General features: G+C 71.4%; 17 protein-coding genes and 2 pseudogenes. 8 read left to right on the top strand and 11 right to left on the bottom strand.

Going from position 1 to position 16,467, the window contains the following annotated elements:
- The coding region (locus tag AB0C29_RS08620; RefSeq protein WP_360817161.1) for a helix-turn-helix domain-containing protein at positions 1 to 599 on the top strand (599 nt) is incomplete at its 5' end.
- On the opposite strand, the gene AB0C29_RS08615 is transcribed toward AB0C29_RS08620, so the two are convergent.
- The gene (locus AB0C29_RS08615) at positions 589 to 1,374 is read right to left on the bottom strand and encodes a helix-turn-helix transcriptional regulator (protein WP_360817158.1); all 786 of its coding nucleotides are present in this window, start codon (positions 1,372 to 1,374) and stop codon (positions 589 to 591) included. The two genes, AB0C29_RS08620 and AB0C29_RS08615, sit on opposite strands and share 11 nt — an antisense overlap.
- 116 nt (positions 1,375 to 1,490) lie before the next feature.
- Here AB0C29_RS08615 and AB0C29_RS08610 point away from each other — a divergent pair, with 116 nt between their 5' ends.
- Complete coding sequence (locus tag AB0C29_RS08610; RefSeq protein ID WP_360817155.1) at positions 1,491 to 1,910, top strand: hypothetical protein; 420 nt, start codon at positions 1,491 to 1,493, stop codon at positions 1,908 to 1,910.
- Positions 1,911 to 1,922: 12 nt separating this feature from the next.
- On the opposite strand, the gene AB0C29_RS08605 is transcribed toward AB0C29_RS08610, so the two are convergent.
- The 9 genes from AB0C29_RS08605 to AB0C29_RS08565 all read right to left on the bottom strand — a co-directional run bounded on the left by AB0C29_RS08605 (position 1,923) and on the right by AB0C29_RS08565 (position 9,969).
- Complete coding sequence (locus tag AB0C29_RS08605; protein WP_360817152.1) at positions 1,923 to 2,108, bottom strand: hypothetical protein; 186 nt, start codon at positions 2,106 to 2,108, stop codon at positions 1,923 to 1,925.
- Between the two features lie 76 nt (positions 2,109 to 2,184).
- Positions 2,185 to 2,334 (bottom strand): hypothetical protein, encoded by a 150-nt coding sequence (locus AB0C29_RS08600; protein ID WP_360817149.1) that lies wholly within the window; start codon positions 2,332 to 2,334, stop codon positions 2,185 to 2,187.
- 51 nt (positions 2,335 to 2,385) lie between these two features.
- A complete protein-coding gene (locus AB0C29_RS08595; protein WP_360817146.1) occupies positions 2,386 to 4,452 on the bottom strand; it encodes a PQQ-dependent sugar dehydrogenase in 2,067 nt (688 codons plus the stop codon).
- A gap of 2 nt (positions 4,453 to 4,454) precedes the next feature.
- The gene (locus AB0C29_RS08590) at positions 4,455 to 5,363 is read right to left on the bottom strand and encodes a LamG-like jellyroll fold domain-containing protein (RefSeq protein WP_360817143.1); all 909 of its coding nucleotides are present in this window, start codon (positions 5,361 to 5,363) and stop codon (positions 4,455 to 4,457) included.
- Between the two features lie 11 nt (positions 5,364 to 5,374).
- On the bottom strand, positions 5,375 to 6,121 hold the full coding sequence (locus AB0C29_RS08585) for an ABC transporter ATP-binding protein (RefSeq protein WP_360817140.1): 747 nt from the start codon (positions 6,119 to 6,121) through the stop codon (positions 5,375 to 5,377).
- Entirely contained in the window at positions 6,114 to 6,842 is a 729-nt protein-coding gene (locus tag AB0C29_RS08580; protein ID WP_360817137.1) for an ABC transporter ATP-binding protein, read from the bottom strand. The genes AB0C29_RS08585 and AB0C29_RS08580 overlap by 8 nt, the downstream gene beginning before the upstream one ends.
- On the bottom strand, positions 6,839 to 7,864 hold the full coding sequence (locus AB0C29_RS08575; protein WP_360817134.1) for a branched-chain amino acid ABC transporter permease: 1,026 nt from the start codon (positions 7,862 to 7,864) through the stop codon (positions 6,839 to 6,841). Before AB0C29_RS08575 ends, AB0C29_RS08580 begins: the two co-directional genes overlap by 4 nt.
- Positions 7,848 to 8,735 carry a branched-chain amino acid ABC transporter permease gene (locus AB0C29_RS08570; protein ID WP_360817131.1) on the bottom strand — a complete coding sequence of 296 codons (888 nt, stop codon included), beginning with the start codon at positions 8,733 to 8,735 and terminating at the stop codon, positions 7,848 to 7,850. The genes AB0C29_RS08575 and AB0C29_RS08570 overlap by 17 nt, the downstream gene beginning before the upstream one ends.
- 7 nt (positions 8,736 to 8,742) lie before the next feature.
- A complete protein-coding gene (locus AB0C29_RS08565; RefSeq protein WP_360817128.1) occupies positions 8,743 to 9,969 on the bottom strand; it encodes an amino acid ABC transporter substrate-binding protein in 1,227 nt (408 codons plus the stop codon).
- 150 nt (positions 9,970 to 10,119) lie between these two features.
- Between AB0C29_RS08565 and AB0C29_RS08560 the strand changes: the two are divergent.
- The 5 genes and pseudogenes from AB0C29_RS08560 to AB0C29_RS08540 form a co-directional block, all read left to right on the top strand.
- Positions 10,120 to 10,656, top strand: a pseudogene (locus tag AB0C29_RS08560) (LacI family DNA-binding transcriptional regulator); the annotation flags it as partial.
- 40 nt (positions 10,657 to 10,696) lie between these two features.
- Positions 10,697 to 11,272: pseudogene (locus tag AB0C29_RS08555) on the top strand (ABC transporter); the annotation flags it as partial.
- Positions 11,269 to 12,957: a GTPase gene (locus AB0C29_RS08550; protein ID WP_360817125.1), complete on the top strand. Its 1,689-nt coding sequence runs from the start codon at positions 11,269 to 11,271 to the stop codon at positions 12,955 to 12,957. The pseudogene AB0C29_RS08555 and the gene AB0C29_RS08550, both read left to right, overlap by 4 nt.
- A gap of 35 nt (positions 12,958 to 12,992) precedes the next feature.
- Positions 12,993 to 14,216 carry a hypothetical protein gene (locus AB0C29_RS08545; protein WP_360817122.1) on the top strand — a complete coding sequence of 408 codons (1,224 nt, stop codon included), beginning with the start codon at positions 12,993 to 12,995 and terminating at the stop codon, positions 14,214 to 14,216.
- Positions 14,217 to 14,322: 106 nt separating this feature from the next.
- Positions 14,323 to 14,931, top strand: coding sequence for a Uma2 family endonuclease (locus AB0C29_RS08540; protein ID WP_360817119.1), 609 nt, complete (start codon positions 14,323 to 14,325; stop codon positions 14,929 to 14,931).
- 59 nt (positions 14,932 to 14,990) lie between these two features.
- Here the strand turns inward: AB0C29_RS08540 and AB0C29_RS08535 are convergent, their stop codons facing one another.
- Positions 14,991 to 15,257: a hypothetical protein gene (locus tag AB0C29_RS08535; protein ID WP_360817116.1), complete on the bottom strand. Its 267-nt coding sequence runs from the start codon at positions 15,255 to 15,257 to the stop codon at positions 14,991 to 14,993.
- Positions 15,258 to 15,554: 297 nt separating this feature from the next.
- Here AB0C29_RS08535 and AB0C29_RS08530 point away from each other — a divergent pair, with 297 nt between their 5' ends.
- Entirely contained in the window at positions 15,555 to 15,875 is a 321-nt protein-coding gene (locus AB0C29_RS08530) for a hypothetical protein (protein ID WP_360817113.1), read from the top strand.
- Positions 15,876 to 16,467 lie beyond the last annotated feature (592 nt).

Genomic DNA, 16,467 nt, shown 5'->3' with positions numbered 1-16,467 from the left:
GGCACCTGCCGCGCCGCCTCGCCGGCGTGGTCGTCGCCGCCCCCGGGCCCCTGTCCCAGCCACCGATGCTGGCGCCGGAGATCCTGTCCGTGTTCGACCACGTCGAACCGTGCCTGATCGTGCCGGACCCGGAAGGCCAGGCCCAGGTCCGGGCCCTGGTCAACGGCCTGGCCCGGCACCACGCGGCGGTGGGACTGCCGGTCGAGCCGATGGACGCCGGCAGGTCGCTGCGCTGGGCCCGGCTGGCCCTGGAGCTGTCAGCCAACGGCCGCATCCCGCGCCGGCGCATCATCTGGTGCGCCGATCACCTGGCCACCCTGGCCGTGTTCCAGGACGAGGCGCTGCTGGCCGCGCTCGCCCAGCGCCGCCTGGCCCCGCTCGACGGGTTGCGCGAGGACAAGCGCCGGCTGCTCGCCGAGACCTTGCTGGCCTGGCTGAGTTTCAACCAGAACGCCAACGAGGTGGCCGGCCACCTGCACGTCCACCCGCAGACGGTGCGGCACCGGCTGCGCCGGCTGACCGAGCTGTTCGGCGACCAGATCCGCGACCCGCGGCTGCGCTTCGAGCTGGAGCTGGCGCTGCGCGCGTTCACCACGTGACGAGCTCGTGCAGCGCGCTGCTGGTGGCGGCGTCCGCGGGCAGGAACGCCTCCAGCCGGAGCTCGGCCACGGTGACGTCGGTGGCGGTGCCGAAGTGGGTGAGCGTGGTGATGAGCCGCAGCTCCCGGTCCGCCGGGTCGCCGACGCGCAGGCGCAGCGGCACGGCGAAACCCAGATGGTCCGGTGTGGACGACCGCGGGGGAGCGAGGCCGGTGAGCTCGGCCGCCAGGTGCCGGAGCTGCTCGGTCGGATTGCGCAGGCTTTCGGCCTGCACCCGGTCGACGACGTGCCAGGCCCACTGGTCGAGGTTGACGATGCGCGGTGCGAGGCCGAGCGGATGCAGCAGCAGCCGGGGAACGCTCACCGGCGGCTCGAGCAGCCGCGGATCCACGCCGCGGGTGATCACCTCGAAGCCCGCGTTGGCCGAGACGAGGTCGCCGTGGCGGTCGACGACCACGGCCGGGTACGGCCGGTGGCCGTGCAGGATGCGTTCCAGTGCCGTCCGGACCGGGGCGAGCAGCGGATCCGCGAGATCACTCTGCGGGTAGGCGGGCGCGAAACCGGCGGTCAGCAACAGCGCGTTGCGTTCGCGGATCGGCACGTCCAGGGACTCGGCCAGCCGGATGATCATCGACCGGCCGGGCGTCGACCGGCCGCTCTCGATGAAGCTGACGTGGCGCTGCGTGGTCCCCGCGCGTACCGCCAGCTCCAGCTGGCTGACGCGCCGGCGCCGCCGCCACTCGCGCAGGGCCCCGGCGGTCGATTGGCTGATCACAGCTCCTGTGTACCGGTCGCGGTGCGGATCGGCGATTCCTCGCGGGGAATTGCCGGGCTGCCGGCACCGCAGCACAGTCGTGGTCGCACCGCATCACCCGCGACCGAGGAGCAGCCATGACCGGCCTGGACCTGACAACCTTCACCGACAGCTACGTCGCCGTGTGGAACGAGCCTGACGCCGGGCGCCGGGGTGCCGCCGTACGCGCGTTGTGGTCCGACGACGCGGTGCACGTGCTGCAGCCGCCGCAGGAGATCCGGCAGGCCGCCGCCGGGCTCGGCTTCGACCGGCTGGTGCTGGAGGCCCGTGGGCACGACGCGCTGGAACGGCGGGTGACGCGGGCCTATGAGGAGTTCGTCGCGCCGGGCACCTTCAGCTTCCGGGCCCGTGGTGACGCGGACCGGCTCCACGACCTCGTGAAGTTCCGCTGGGAGATGGTCGGCGCCCCCGGCGACGTGGCCGCGGTCGGGCTGGAGATCCTGCTGGTCGGCGCGGACGGCCGCATCGTCAGCGACTTCCAGTTCATCGAGGGCTGACGAGGGCCGCCGTCACCACAACCCGGTGGCCTTGGCCAGTCCGCCGCCGGCCGCCGCGGCGGTGCACGCGACCAGCAGCGTGGTGCACAGCCGGTTGGTGAGGTGGTTGTTCGCCGCGGTGGGCTGGTCCAGCAACGCCACCACCACACCCCAGGCGGCGGCCAGGGCCCCGATCACCAGGCCGACTGATGTACTCACCACCTCAGCCTGCCCTGACCGCGTCGAGCCCGGCCCAATAGCCGATGACATGACGGTAAACAGCGGACCCTGTCGATCAGCCCCGGACGCCGGCCCGGGCCAGCCGGTGCTCGACGCGGTCGGCAACCCCGCGCAGGTGCGGCAGCCGTACGTGATCCACCAGCGCGTTCCACGACGCCGGACCGTGCCGCCGCAGCATCTCCTCGTGGCGCCGGCCGGTGGTCACCCGCCGGCACCGGAACGGCGATCCCGGTGCCGGCTCGCGGCGAACGGTGTCTCAGCCGGCCGGGGTGCCGGTGACCTTCAGGGCGCCGAGCCGGCCGATGTTGTCGAACGAGCCGAAACCGACCCGCCCCGAGCCGAACGTCGTGTCGCGGGCCGTCATCAGCGGGTCCCGGGATCCGTCCACGTAGACCGCGATCTCGCCGGTCGCCGGCAGGTGCCGGACCACCACGTCGTGCCAGTCACGGTCGACCACTGCCGGGTTCGCGCCGCGGGAGCGGCCGTTCCACTGGTAGTCGATGCGTTCCCGGTCGGCGTTGTTGACCTTGAAGATGCCGTTGTGCGGGTAGATGGTGTTGTCCGTGGACAGGTGGGCGTAGTAGAACTCCGTGTCCGAGCGGTAGCCGAAGACGATGATCACGTCGCGGTTGGTGATCTCGACCGGTTCGTCGAGGCGTACCGTCGCCTTGATCTCGACCGACGACAGGGCCGGGCCGGCCGTCAGGACCGCGTACTCGAACGGGCGCCGCGGGCCCGGGCGGGCCACGCCCGCCTCCGCGAGGATCACCTGGTGGCCGGTGAGGCGCCACTTCGCCGGGGTGACCGGGGCCCAGCTCGCCGGGTCCATCGTGCGGCGGACCCGGGTGTGGCCCACCGGCCCGGCCGCGAAGGTACGGGTGCCGGTCACCTTCCAGACCTTGCCGTTGGCCTTGGCCAGCAGGTAGAGCTCGCCCCGGGCGTCGGTGCCGAACCGCAGGTCGACCCGGTTGGGGTCGCCGGGTGCGCCCGGTGCCGACAGGTCCTGCATGCGCACCGGGGTGCCGGCCGCGTCGAACAGGTTGAGCCGGTGGATCGTCGCCGGGATCCGACCGCGACGCATCTCGCTCGCCTCGGTGTAGAGCACCCGGCCGTCGACCAGGTCGCCGAAGACGTACTTGCCGCGCAGGGCGGGCACGTCGCGGCCGCGGTAGACGAAGCCGCCGGCCACGGCCACCCCGACGTCGGAGGTGCAGTTCCAGTCCAGCGGCGGGTTGTGGTCGTACGCGGCCACCGGGTACGTATAACCCGCGTCGTCGGCCGGCAACGGCAGCAGCCGGTCACACGGGTTCGTGGCGGTCTTGTCGTAGACGTAGGTGCCCTCGCGCTCGCTCCAGCCCAGGTTGTCCCCGGCGCGCACCTCGTAGATGGCCTCGACCGCGTGCTCGCCGATGTGGCCCAGGTAGAGCCGGCCGGTGGCGCGGTCCCAGCTGAACCGGTGCGGGTCGCGCATGCCGTACGCGTAGATCTCGCCCAGCCGCCCGGCCTGCCCGGCGTAAGGGTTCGATGCCGGGATGCCGTACTTGCCGTTCGGCGCGTTCGTGCCGCGCGGGTCGATGCGCAGCAGCTTGCCGTGCGGCAGCGCCAGGTTCTGCGGGTCGGTGTTGTTCGCACCCTGGCCCCCGTCGCCGACGGCCAGGTACAGCAGCCCGTAGTCGGTGTCGCCGGGCCGGGCGGCCGGGTTGAAGTTGATCTCCTGGATGCCGTGGATCTGGCCGCCGAAACCGATCCGCAGCACCTCGCGGTGGGTGCCGGAGAACGTACCGGCCGCCGGGTCGGTGGCCTTCCACTCGTTGATGACCCCGTGGAACAGCACGTTGGTCTGCCGGTAGTCCGGGACGTCGCTGGTGATCGCCCCTTCCTCGGTGTGGATCGTGTAGAACAGGCCGTTGCGCTTGAAGTCGGGGTGGAACGCGACGTACCCGAAGCCCTGACCGAGGCCGCGGCCGGAGAAGAACTCCGGCTGGAAGGTCGCGGCCACGTCGAGGTAGACGTGCGGCACCCCGTTCTCCACGAAGTACAGGTTGCCGTTCAGGTCGGGCACCGCGCGTCGGCCCGAGCCGTCCGGCACCTCCATGATGGTGTTGATCCGGGCGACCCGGTTGAGCCGCTGGTCGATCAGCGGCGGGTCGGTGACCGACTGCGGGAAGCTCGCGTACTCGGACAGCACCAGCCCGAGCCGGGAGGTCACGGGTTCGGTGGGTATCGGGTCGTAGACGGCGCCGTCCGCGGCCCGGGCCGCGGAGGGCAGACGGACCAGAGTGGACAGCAGCAGGGCGGCGACGGGCAGGATCCTTCGGAACATCATTACCCCCGGGTCATGAAGCGGTACTGGCTCGCGACCTCGCGCGCCGGCAGCGAGCGGTCGAGGAGCATGAGCGCGTCCATCCGGCAGTCGCACGGGTTGCGGTCCGGCGAGCCCTGCCAGGGGAAGCTGCCGCCGATCTTGATGCCGCGCGGATCGGTGGCCGTGGTGACGTGCGGTCCGGGCCCGTTGATCAGCCACGGGTCGTCGGTACGGGTGTAGAAGCCCTCGACCGCCTTACCGTTGCGGTAGAGCGCCATGGTGCCCGCGGTGAAGTCGAACGTGGCGGTCAGGTGCACCCACTGGTCCTTGGGCAGCAGGGTGCGCCAGTCCTCGTTCGCCGCGAACGTCTGCGAGTTGCCGCCGTCGAGGCGCCGGCCGAGCGCGACCAGCCGCAGCGTGCCGTTGACGTCGATCAGTTCGAGCAGCGCGCGTACGGCGTGCCCGTCGGAGTCGCCGGTCAGCACCCCGGTCAGGCCGATCGCGTTGAAGCCGGCGGCCGGGCCGTCCATCGAGCGCTTGAACCAGCCCATCACCGTGGTGCCCTCGGCCGCGTTGAACGCGCGCAGCGTACGGACGCCGCTGGCCGACCAGATGCCGGCCTTCCAGTCGTCGGTGGTGCCGGCGGCGACCGGCCGGGTCTGCAGGACCTTGCGGCCCCCGGGGTAGGCGCGGTCCGGCACCCGCATGGCCGCTCCCCCGTTGACCAGCTCGATCTCGGTGCCGGAGCGGCCCTGGTCGGCCTCCAGCGCGGGATCGGACGGCATCGGGTGGTCGAAGTCGTAGAAGGCGACCAGGCTCGATCGCAGGGACGGATGGACGTCACGCGGGCCGGTGGAGCCCGCCTGCGCCGGGACCGCGGCGGCGCCGATCGCGACGACCACGGCGGTGGCGAGGAGTGCGCGCCTCATCGGTTCACCTCTCAGCTCTTCGGAGTGACTTTCGGCTCGGCGGGACGGCCGCCGAGGTAGAGCTCACCGAGCTGGGGATCGGCCAGCAGCTGGTCGGCCGGGCCGGAGATGTGCACCCGGCCGAGGTCGAGCACGCAGCCGATGTCGGCGGTCTCCAGCGCCCGCCGTGCGTTCTGCTCGACCAGCAGGACGGCCGTGCCGGCGTCGCGCATCCGCACGACCTGTTCGAAGATGGTGCTGGTGGCCTTCGGGTCGAGCCCCATCGACGGCTCGTCGAGCAGCACCACCTTCGGGTCGACCATCAGCGAGCGGGCGAACTCGACCTGCTTCTGCTGGCCGCCGGAGAGCAGGCCGGCGAGCGATCCCCAGCGCTCGGCGACCACCGGGAAGAGCTCCTTGACGAAGGCGGCCCGTTCGGCGGCCTTCGCCTTGTCCTTGAGGGTGTAGCCGCCGAGCAGGACGTTCTCCTCGACGGTCATCTCCCGGAAGACGCTGTGGCCCTGCAGCACGAGGGCGACGCCGGCGGCCAGCATCCGCTGCGGGCCGATGCCGGTGACGTCCTTGCCGCCGACCAGGATCCGCCCGGACCGGGGCTTGAGCAGCCCGCTGGCCACCTTGAGCACAGTGGACTTGCCGGCCCCGTTCGGCCCGACCAGGCAGACCACCGAGCCGGCGGGGACCGCGACGCTGAAGCCGCGCAGCACCGGGGCGGCCCGGCCGTAGCCGGCCTGGACATCGACGAGTTCGATCTCAGACACCAAGGTAGGCCCCCAACACGCGCTCGTCGGTGCGGATCAGCGACGGCGGGCCCTCGGCGATCGGGCGGCCGCGGTCGAAGACCACGATGTGGTCGCTGATGCTCATCACCAGGTCCATGTTGTGCTCGACGATCACGAACGTGCGGCCCTCGGCGTTGAGCTCGCGGACCAGCGTGCCGATCCGGTCGAGCAGCGCCGGGTTGACGCCGCCGGCCGGCTCGTCCAGCAGCACGGTGGCCGGCTCGCCCATCAACACGCCGGCCAGCTCCAGCAGCTTCTGCTGCCCCCAGGACATGTTGCGGGCCTCGATGTCGGCCAGGTGCTCGATGCCCAGCCGGGTCAGCCAGCCGCGGGCCCGGTCGACCTCGGTGCGGTGCCGCGCGCCGCGCAGCCCGCCGGTCACCCCGCCCGGGCGTACGGCGGCCAGCACGTTGTCCAGCGCCGTCATCCGGGGGAACACCCGGCAGAGCTGGAACGTGCGGCCCACCCCGGCCCGGGCGATCAGGTGCGGCGCCTTGCGGGTGATGTCGGTGCCGGCGTACGTGACGGTGCCGCTGTCGGCCCGGATCATGCCCGTGACGCAGTTGAAGAAGGTCGTCTTGCCGGAACCGTTGGGCCCGATGAGCGCGTTGACCTGGCCCTCGCGGAACGTCACCGTGGCACCGTCGAGCGCCACCACTCCCCCGAACGCCTTACGCAGCTCCACCGTCGCGAGGCTCACTTGGCCACCTCCGCCCGTTGCCGTTCGGTCTGCAGGTCAGCCGCGCTGACCTCGCGGATCGAGCTCTGCGGCGACTTGCGCAGGCGCTGCCACAGGCCGGTGATCGCGGGGAGCACGCCGTCGGGCATGAACATGACCACCAGGCCCAGCAGCACGCCGGTGGCGACCAGGTGCAGCGGGGTGTTGCCGAACTGACCCTTGAAGTACTCCAGCGCGGTGCCGACGATCAGTGCGCCGGCCAGCGGGCCGAACAGGTTGCGCACCCCGCCGAGCAGCGCCATCAACACCAGGTAGGAGCCGGTGAGGATGGAGAACTGGAAGACCGGGTCGAGGTCGCCGAACCACAACGCGTACAGGCCACCGGCCAGCGCGGTGAAACCGGCCGACACCACGAAGACGATCAACTTGTACGCGAACGTCGGGGTGCCCAGCGCCTCGGCCTTGTCCTCGTCCTCGCGGATCGCCTTGAGGCCCAGCCCGAAGCGGGACCGGTCGATCAGCCACCAGGCCAGCAGAACCAGCGCCAGCAGTCCGGCGAACAGGAAGAAGAAGACCCGGTGGTGTTCCGGGCGCCGCAGGTCCGGGAAGGGTCGCGGCACCACGAGCCCGCGGGAGCCACCGGTCACCGAGGCCCAGCTCTGGAACACCAGCAGCAGGATCAGCACCAGGGCGATCGAGACGATGACGAACGACGCGCCGCGTACCCGTAACGCGGCCAGCCCGATCGGCACCGCCAGGGCCGCGACCGCCAGCGCGGCCACCGCCAGGGCCACGAAGCTCGGCAGGCCCGCCTCGGTGACCAGCAGCGCGGTGCCGTAGCCGCCCAGGCCGGCCAGCGCGCCGTGCCCGAGCGAGATGTAGCCGGTGAAGCCGCCGACGAAGTTCCACGAGGTGGAGAGCACCGCGTAGTTCAGCACCACGATGCCGGCCGACAGGATGTACGGGTTGGGCGCCAGGCTGGGGAAAGACAGGACGGCGGCGGCGAGCAGGACCAGCCCGAGTCCTTTAAAAGCGCTGCGCAAGACGACCTCCGAAGAATCCCTGCGGCCGGAACGCCAGCGTGGCGAAGAGCGCGAGGTAGAAGATCGTCTGCGCCCAGGTGGTGCCCAGCGGGATCTGCAGCAGGCTCTGGACCAGCCCGAGCAGCATCGCCGCGGCGGCCGCGCCGGGCACGCTGCCCAGGCCGCCGACCACGATGATGGCCATCAGCGGGCCGATCCAGTGCCAGTGCAGCGACGGGTAGATGGTGGTGTCCAGCGACAACGCCGTGCCGCCGATCGCGGCCGTGGCCAGCCCCAGGCCGAAGCCGTAGCCGGCCACCTTCTCGGTGTCGATGCCGACCAGCCGGGCCGCGTCGCGGTGCTGGATCGTGGCCCGCAGCGCCCAGCCGAAGGTGGTCTTCTTCATCAGCAGGTACAGCGCCGCGAGCGCGAGCACGGCCAGCCCGAAGGCGATGAGCTTGACCACGGCGATCCGCGCGCCGAAGACCTGCAGGCTGGCCGAGCCGTAGCCGAGCTGGATGCGCCGCTGGGTGCCGGTGAACGCGTACCCGAGCAGCCCCTCGATGATCAGCGCGACCGCGAAGGTCAGCAGGACCGACATCATGGTCAGCGTGAGCGCCCGCAGCCGCGACAGCAGCCCCCGCTGGAGCAGCACCCCGGCGCCGAAGAACAGCGGCACGGTGACGATCAGCGAGAGCAGCGGGTCGATGCCCAGCCGGGTGTGTGTCCACCAGGCCAGGTACGCCGCCAGGATCAGGAACGCCGAGTGCGCGATCATGACGACCCGCATGATGCCGAAGTACAGGGTGAGCCCGGCCGCCAGCAGGGCGTAGAGCCCGCCCAGCAGCAGACCGAGGATCACGCTCTGGAACAGCAGTGCACCGGAGGGCATGCGGGCCTCACCAGGCCGGCTTGGGATAGACGAAGTCGGCCTCTTTGACGGCCGCCGGCAGCACAATCTTGATCTTGCTGCCGACCCACTGCTGGATCATGTGCGCGCCCTGCGGCTTGCCGGTCTGGTCCCAGGTCAGCGGCCCGACAACGGTCTCCACTTTGTTGCCGTGGACCCAGTCGACCAGCTTCTTCTGGCAGTCACCCTGTTCGGCGCAGCCCACAGCGGTCACCGCGGCCGCGACGACCTGTCCGGCCGTGTACCCGTTGGCCTGGTCCTCGTCGGGCGCCTTGCCGAACTGCGCGGTGAACTTCTCGACGAACTCCTTGTTGCTCGGGTACGGCGCGTCCGGGCTGTAGCCGGTCGGCGAGAGCACACCCTCGGTCTTGTTGCCGATCGCCTTGGCGAACTCGGGGTTGGTCGGCGCGCCGGAGAAGGCCGCGAGCTTGGGCTGGTAGTTCAGCTGTTGCAGGGCGACGATGAGGTTGACGCCGTCCTGGTACTGCGAGCCGCCCACCAGCATGTCCGCCTTGGACGAGGCGATCTTCGCGGCGATGCTGCTGAAGTCGGTGGTGTTGGGCGGGTAGACCTCGTTGACGACCGTCTTGATCCCGGCCGCCTCCAGCTTGTCCTTGAGGCCGTACGCCGTGCCCTGCGCGAACGGGTCGTCCATGGCCGCGTAGGCCACGGTCTTCGGCCGCTTGTCCGCCGGCAGCGCCAGCAGGTATTCGGCCAGGTGGTTGTAGTGGTCGTTGGCCACCGCCGGAGCCGCGTAGAAGAGGTTCTTGAACCCTTGGGAGAAGACCTCCTTGGCCGCGCCGGCCGGCTCGACGAAGAGCATCCCGTACTCCTCCGCGACACGGGCGGCGGGCACCACGAGCCGGGTGGAGAACGGGCCCACGACCAGGTCGGCCTCGTCGCTGCCGATCAGCTGCTCGTAGTCGGCGACGACCCGGTCCGCGTTGGACTGGTCGTCGAGGATCTTCAGCTGGATCTGACGCCCGAGCAGGCCGCCCTTGTCATTGGTGATCTTGGCCCAGGCCTCGTAGCCCTGCTGCACGCCCTTGCCGGGCTCGGAGAAGTCCCCGGTCAGCGGGAGCGAGATGCCCACCAGGATCGGGTCGTCGGTGGCGGTGGAACCGCCGTCGCCGTCGCCGCTGCACGCGCCGAGGGCGAGGATCGTGGTCGCGCCAAGGGCCGTGGCCCAACGTGTACGCCGTAGTGATGAACGCATCCTCGGAAGCTCCTTTGCCCCGGACGTAAGCGCTTGCGAAAGCGCTTACGTAGCCTAGGGTGTGTGTCACGTCACTGGCAATAGCGGCGTAACACCAGCTTCACCGTCGGTGATCAACTGCGTGTGATCGTTTCCGTGGAGAGTGGACGGATGCCCAAGCCCGGTCCGAGGCTGCGCCTCGTCGACGTCGCCGAACGTGCCGGTGTGTCGCTGGCCACCGCCTCCCGCGCCCTCGCCGGCCGCGACGGGGTCAGCGAGGAGGTGGCCAACCGGATCCGGCAGATCTCCCGCGACCTGGGCTACGTGGCCAACCCGTACGCGCGGACCCTGGCCGGCGGGGCCAGCTCCACCGTGGGCCTGGTCGTGCACCAGGTGGACGACCCGTACTTCTCCGAGATCGCCGGCGGGGTCATCCAGGTGGCCGACGAGCAGAGCCTGCTGGTGCAGATCTGCCACTCCGGCCGCGACCCCGACCACGAGCTGCGCCAGATCCGCAACCTGATCGCCCAGCGGGTCGGCATCATCATCGTGGCCGGCTCCGGCTACGACGACCCCCGCATCGAGGCCGAGGCCAAGGCGGACCTGTCGGCGTTCCAGAGCCTAGGCGGCCGGGTCGCGGTCATCGGCCGGCACTCCCTGGGCGTCGACGCCGTGCTGCCCGACAACGAGGCCGGCGGCCGGGCCCTCGGTGACCACCTGGTCGAGCTCGGCCACCGCCGGATCGCGGTCGCAGCTCGCCCTGCTGCTGCGCGGGGTCGCTTCGGATGCGGCCGAGCAGGCGTACGCCGCTTGGCAGGCGCACCCGGCCGGAGTCGCACTGCTCGAGCCGGGCCTGCAGAAGCCCTCGCCCGACCTGCCGCAACGGGCCGAGCGGGTGATCCGCGACTGGCAGCAGTTCGTGCTCGAGCTGGTCCGCAGCGAGGCCGGCGACAAGCGGGTCGTGGCGCGCGGCGCGGCGTACGCGGTCAACGGTGTCGGCCTGACCGTGATGATCGCGGTGTTCACCTCGACCGCCTTCATCCCGACCGGCGCCGAGCTGGCGGTCGGCGCGGGCACCACCGTCGCGGCGCAGAAGGTGCTGGAAGCGATCTTCGGGGACCAGGCGATCCGCACTCTGGCCACCCGGGCCCGCGAGGAACTTCTCAAACGCGTTAACGTGCTGCTCGACGCGGAAGCGGCCCGGTTCACGGACCGCACCGCAGCCGTGGGCCTCGAGCTGCTACCGGGGGCCACGCTGCGGCAGGCCGCGGCCGATGTGGAGCGGTCCAGGGAGGAAGTCGCGTTGACCGGGTCGCCGTCATGAGCCTCGTGGAGCGGGTCAAGCACGCGCTGACCGGCGACGACCGGGTGGACGCCGAGCAGCTCGTCGCCCGGCTGGACGCCCTGCAGCGTTTCCTGCGGGTCACCGATCCGTACCTGCCCGACAACGACCTGGTCGCCGCGCACACCCTGGTCGAGCGGGCCGGCAGCCGGCTCGCCCTGTCACAGGACCACACCGTGGTGGCGCTGGCCGGCAGCACCGGCAGCGGCAAGTCCAGCCTGTTCAACGCCCTGGCCCGGCTCAAGCTCTCGCCGGTGGGCGTACGCCGGCCGACGACCGGTGTCGCGCACGCCTGCGTCTGGGGTCCGCTCGAGCCGGCGAACAGGCTGCTCGACTGGGTCGGCGTGCTGCCCCGGCAGCGCTTCATCCGGGAGAGCGCCCTCGACGGCGACGACGAGGCCGCCCTGCGCGGGCTCGTGCTGCTCGACCTGCCCGACTTCGACTCCGTCGAGCGCGGCCACCGGCTCGAGGTGGACCGGCTGCTCGGCCTGGTCGACCAGGTGGTCTGGGTGGTCGACCCGCAGAAGTACGGCGACCGCGTCCTGCACAACGCCTACCTGCGCCAGTTCAAGCAGCACAGCGACATCACCATCGTGGTGCTGAACCAGGCGGACCGGCTCTCCCCGGCGGACACCGAGATCGTCGTCACCGACCTCAAGCGGCTGCTCGACGAGGACGGGCTGAACGGCGTACCGGTGCTGGCGACCTCGGCCAAGCAGCCGGGCATGCTGACCGAGCTGCGCGAGGCCCTGGAGAAGACGGTCGCCGAACGGCAGGCCGCGCTGCGCCGCCTCGCCGGTGACCTGGACGTGGTGGCCGAGCAGCTGGCCGCGACGATCGGTCCGCCGGCTGCCGAGGACGAGGTGGATCGGGCGACCGTACGCCAGCTCAGCGACGCCCTTGCCGCGTCCGCCGGCGTTCCCGCCGTGGCCGCCGCGACAGCGAGCGCCTACCGCCACCGGGCGATCGCCAGCACCGGCTGGCCGCTGGTGCGCGGCGCCCGCAAGCTGCGCCCGGACCCGCTCAAGCGCCTGCACCTGTCCACCGACAAGCCGGACGCCGCGGACACCGCGGTCGAGGCGGCTCCGGTGTCCCGGACCTCCCTGCCGGAGGCGGACGCAGCCCAGAAGTCAGCGGTCGGCCTGTCCGTCCGCGCCGTCGCTGCCCGGGCCGCCGCGCCGATTCCGCAGGTGTGGGCCCCGGCGCTGAGCACGGCGTCCCGGTCCCGGCTCGGCGACCTGCCCGACGCGCTGGACCGGGCGGTGGCCAAGACCGACCTCGGGATGAGCCGCAAGCCGATCTGGTGGACCGTGGTCGGCCTGCTGCAATGGCTGTTCACCATCGCGGCGGTGGTCGGCCTCGGCTGGCTCATCGCCGGGTACGCCGTCCGCGTCCTCGGCCTGCCCGCGTTCGACAACCCGAAGGTCGGCGAAGTGCCGCTGCCGACGTTGCTGCTGCTCGGCGGTCTCCTGCTCGGTGCCCTGCTGGCCGTGCTGATCCGGCCGATCGTCAACCTGGGCGCGAGACGCGCCGGCCGGCGCGCCGAGCAACGCCTGCGGGGGTCGGTCACCGAGGTGGCCCGCGAATACGTCGTCGCGCCGGTCCGCGAGGTGCTGAACGGGTACGCACAGGCCCGTGAAGCCCTGACGGTCGTCCGTTCGGAATAGGTCCGGCGAGCCCCTGGACGGGTAGGCTCGGCGGCATGGCGGCACCCCAGACTCCATACGACGCGGTCCTGCACGCGGCCCGCGACGTGGCGAAGCTCGACTGCGCCCTGGACGCCGAGATGCTGGGCACCGCACTCCTGGGCAGCGTGTACGCCGTGGCGGTCACCGACCGCGCCGCGGCGGTCCGGGAGTTCGTCGGCCAGTTCCTCGGCGCCACCACCCGGCGACGCACCGCGTCGGCGACGACGATCCGCGAGGTCTTCGCGGCCCTGGTGCCGGACGCGGAGGGAGCGGCCGGCGTGCGCCCCGGCGCCCAGGCCCCGGCCTGGACGGAACAGCTCGGCAAGGTGCGCCCGACCGGCTGCTACGCGTACGGCGACGTGTACGGCGACCAGACGTCCTATCTGGTCACCTTCGCCTACGACGACGCCGAGCTCGGTGGCCCGGAGCACGCGGTCGTCGCCCTGGTCGACCACAACATCGGCATCACCAAGGACGTCTTCGTCGGTGGCCCGGCCGAACGCATCCTGGGCCAGGTCCGGGAGATGTGCGCGGGCGACGAGCTGACCTGGTTCCGCGAGGAGGACCCGGGCCGGCTCCGCGGCGAGGTCGGCAAGCACCTGGAGATCACCGACGGGCTCAGCGACCTGCCGGCGGACGGCAACCTGGCCACCGACCGGGCTCTGGCCACGGCCCGGCTGGCCCTGCTGCCGGCCACGACGGTCCCGCCCCTGGCCGAGCCGCCGGAGCTGAGCGCACCGGAACGCGAACGCCTGCTCCGCGACTTCCTGTCCTCACCGGAGGCGGCCCGCTTCGCCCTGGGCGACGTATCAGCCGACGACGAGCTGGCGTCGCTGCACTTCTGCCTGAGCCTGCTGCTGGACCACGCGGCCAGCCTCCCGGAGCCGAACCCGCTGCGCTGGAGCCCGGCGGTGGCCGGCCTGTTCCTGCTCGACTGGGTGCACCGGCGCGCGGTCCTCGACATGGACGACGCGGCGATGCTCCCCCGGGTGACCCGGGCCTGGTCGGCCTACGCAACCCGCAAGCGCGGCCTGCCGGCGGCAGCGGCGGAGCAGACGGACACGGTGGTCGAGGAAATGATCCCGGAGTTCGCCCGCCTGTACGCAACAGGCGAGAAACGCAGCCCGGCAACGGCAGCGGTGGCGCAGCTGATCTCGGAAGGCGTCGACCCGAACGACGCGGAAGCCATCGACGCCTGGATCGAAACCAACCGCCACCGCCTCACCGACGACTCCTGATCAAGCTTTCCGTCAGAAATGTCGGACCCCGTCGATAGCTTGGCTCCCGAGAACGCCACAGCCGTAGCCTGGCCACATGGCCTCATCCGACGAACAGGGAGCAGCGATGACAGCAGCGTTGTCCGGAACCGCCCTGCCTGACGTCTACGGCTATACGACGGCGGATCTGCACGCGCTGCCCGACGACGGGCGACGCTGGGAGCTGATCGACGGGAGCCTCATCGTGTCGCCGTCCGCGACGATCGATCACAACACCATCGCCTTGTGGATCGCGAACATCCTGTGGGACTCGAACCCGTCGAACGGGTTCGTCATCGGGACCGATCAGTCGGCCACTATCGACGATCACAATGAGCCCAGGCCAGATGTCATCGTCGCGCCGGCCGATTATCTGCAGCAGTCGCCGTTCCCTATCGAAGGGGCGCAACTCGTGGTCGAGGTCGTCTCTCCCACCTCGGTGCTGCGGGACACCGAGACCAAGCGGGCGCTGTACGCCCGGGCGGGCGTGCCCGCCTACTGGATCATCGTCCCGGATGCCGACAAGCCGACGATCTCCCTGGCCGAGCTGGTCCTGGACGAGGAGGCCGGACAGTATGCCTTCGCCACGCACTACACGACCGAGGTCTTCGAGACCCGTACGCCGTGGCCGATCCGCGTCGACCTGCCGCAGCTGATCGCCCGCCGGGCCCGCATGATGCGGATCGACCCGCAGTAGCCGCTGTTCGGCCCGCCTCGCCCGGCGAACCTCCACGTCGCCGGGTGAGGGCGGGCCTTTCACCAGCCGTTCTGCTGGTGGTCCTGGTTCTCCTGCTGCTGCTCCAGGTGGTGACGGCCCATCCGGGAGCTGCGGTGGTGCGCGCCCGTGCGGTCGTCGACCCGGTGCATGCGTTCGGAGCGGTGGGAGCCGCGGTAGGCGCGGGTCGCTGTGGTCGTCTGGGTGCCGCCTTCGCCACGGTCGGCGGCGGACGGCTGGTAGCGGTGACTGTTGTGGGTGCGGTCCGCGCTGCGGGCGGGCCGGACGTTCTGCGGGCGTTCGGTCACTTCTGACCTCCGGCGGGAGTCGGATCCGGCGGCCTCGGCCGTCCGGCTGCTGATGGAACGGATGAGCTGTTCTTGCTCTTTCGGCGAGCGCTTGTCGTGGCCCTTCGCCCGGCGGGTGCGCTCGTGGCGGTCGGTTGCCCGGCTGCCCTTGTCACGGTGAGCGGCCGTCCGGCCGGTCCGGCCTTCGTCGTCGGCCGCCCGGTCGTCATCGCGACCACGTGCTGCTTCGATGTGGACGGTGATCCGGCGATCAGCGCCCTCGCGGTCGGCTGATCGACGGCGGTCAGCGACCTGACGGTGGTCGGCGGACCTACCGCGGTCGGCGGATCCGCGGCGGTCGCCGTCGTCACAAGCCCGATCACGCGCCCGGCCGGAGTCATCCCGGTCGCCCGCCCGATCGGCGTCGTCCTGATCACGACCCTGGTCGGGGTCGTCCTGACCACGCCCGTGATCCGAGTCGTCCTGACCACGCCCGTGATTCGAGTCGTCCTGATCACGCCCGTGATCCGAGTCGTCCTGATCACGCCCCTGATCCGAGTCGTCCTGATCACGCCCCTGATCCGAGGCGTCCTGGTCACGCCCCTGATCGGAGTCGTCCCGGTCGCCGACCTGATCTGAGTGGCCGTGGCCGTGCGGCCGGTCAGGGTCGTCCTGCTGACCCGCATGATCATGGTGATGGGGCCGGTCAGGGCGCTGGTGGTGCGAAGGCCGCCAAGAGCAGTCCGTCCGATCCCAGCACCAAGGCGGCCGAACCGGCTTCTGCGGCGGATCCGGCGTCTCCCCACCCGACGGGCCGCCCAAGTCCCCCGGCTGCTGCGGCCTGACCGGCACCGACGGCAGCACAGGCGGACGAACCGGAGCCGGCTTCCCGCCACCGGACGAGCCGGCCGAGCCAGAGCCGGCCGAGCCAGAGCCAGAGCCGGAGCCAGAACCAGAGCCGGACGAGCCGGAGCCGGAGCCAGAACCAGAGCTAGAGCCAGAGCCGGACGCGGACCCAGACCCGGAACCCGAGCCGGACCCCGACGACCCAGGCCGCCAGGACTCCCCACGATCACCCGAAGGACTGGAAGATCCAGGAGATTCCGAGCCACGCGACGGCACCGCCGAGGACCCGTTGCGCGTGCTCTGGCCGTACCCCTTGCTGGTTTTGATCGGCGCGGCCGGCCGCGGCTTGGTCTTGCGCCTCTGGGCCTGGCCCTGCACCGGGCCG

Source organism: Actinoplanes sp. NPDC048791, assembly GCF_040650095.1.
In the GTDB taxonomy this organism is placed as follows: domain Bacteria; phylum Actinomycetota; class Actinomycetes; order Mycobacteriales; family Micromonosporaceae; genus Actinoplanes.
This window is presented reverse-complemented; position numbering and strand designations above follow the sequence as displayed.

Coding starts and splice junctions, on each gene's coding strand:
- AB0C29_RS08610 (WP_360817155.1), top strand. CDS start 1,491: ATGACCGGCCTGGACCTGACAACCTTCACCGACAGCTACGTCGCCGTG.
- AB0C29_RS08595 (WP_360817146.1), bottom strand. CDS start 4,452: ATGTTCCGAAGGATCCTGCCCGTCGCCGCCCTGCTGCTGTCCACTCTG.
- AB0C29_RS08590 (WP_360817143.1), bottom strand. CDS start 5,363: ATGAGGCGCGCACTCCTCGCCACCGCCGTGGTCGTCGCGATCGGCGCC.
- AB0C29_RS08570 (WP_360817131.1), bottom strand. CDS start 8,735: ATGCCCTCCGGTGCACTGCTGTTCCAGAGCGTGATCCTCGGTCTGCTG.
- AB0C29_RS08565 (WP_360817128.1), bottom strand. CDS start 9,969: ATGCGTTCATCACTACGGCGTACACGTTGGGCCACGGCCCTTGGCGCG.
- AB0C29_RS08550 (WP_360817125.1), top strand. CDS start 11,269: ATGAGCCTCGTGGAGCGGGTCAAGCACGCGCTGACCGGCGACGACCGG.
- AB0C29_RS08545 (WP_360817122.1), top strand. CDS start 12,993: ATGGCGGCACCCCAGACTCCATACGACGCGGTCCTGCACGCGGCCCGC.
- AB0C29_RS08540 (WP_360817119.1), top strand. CDS start 14,323: ATGACAGCAGCGTTGTCCGGAACCGCCCTGCCTGACGTCTACGGCTAT.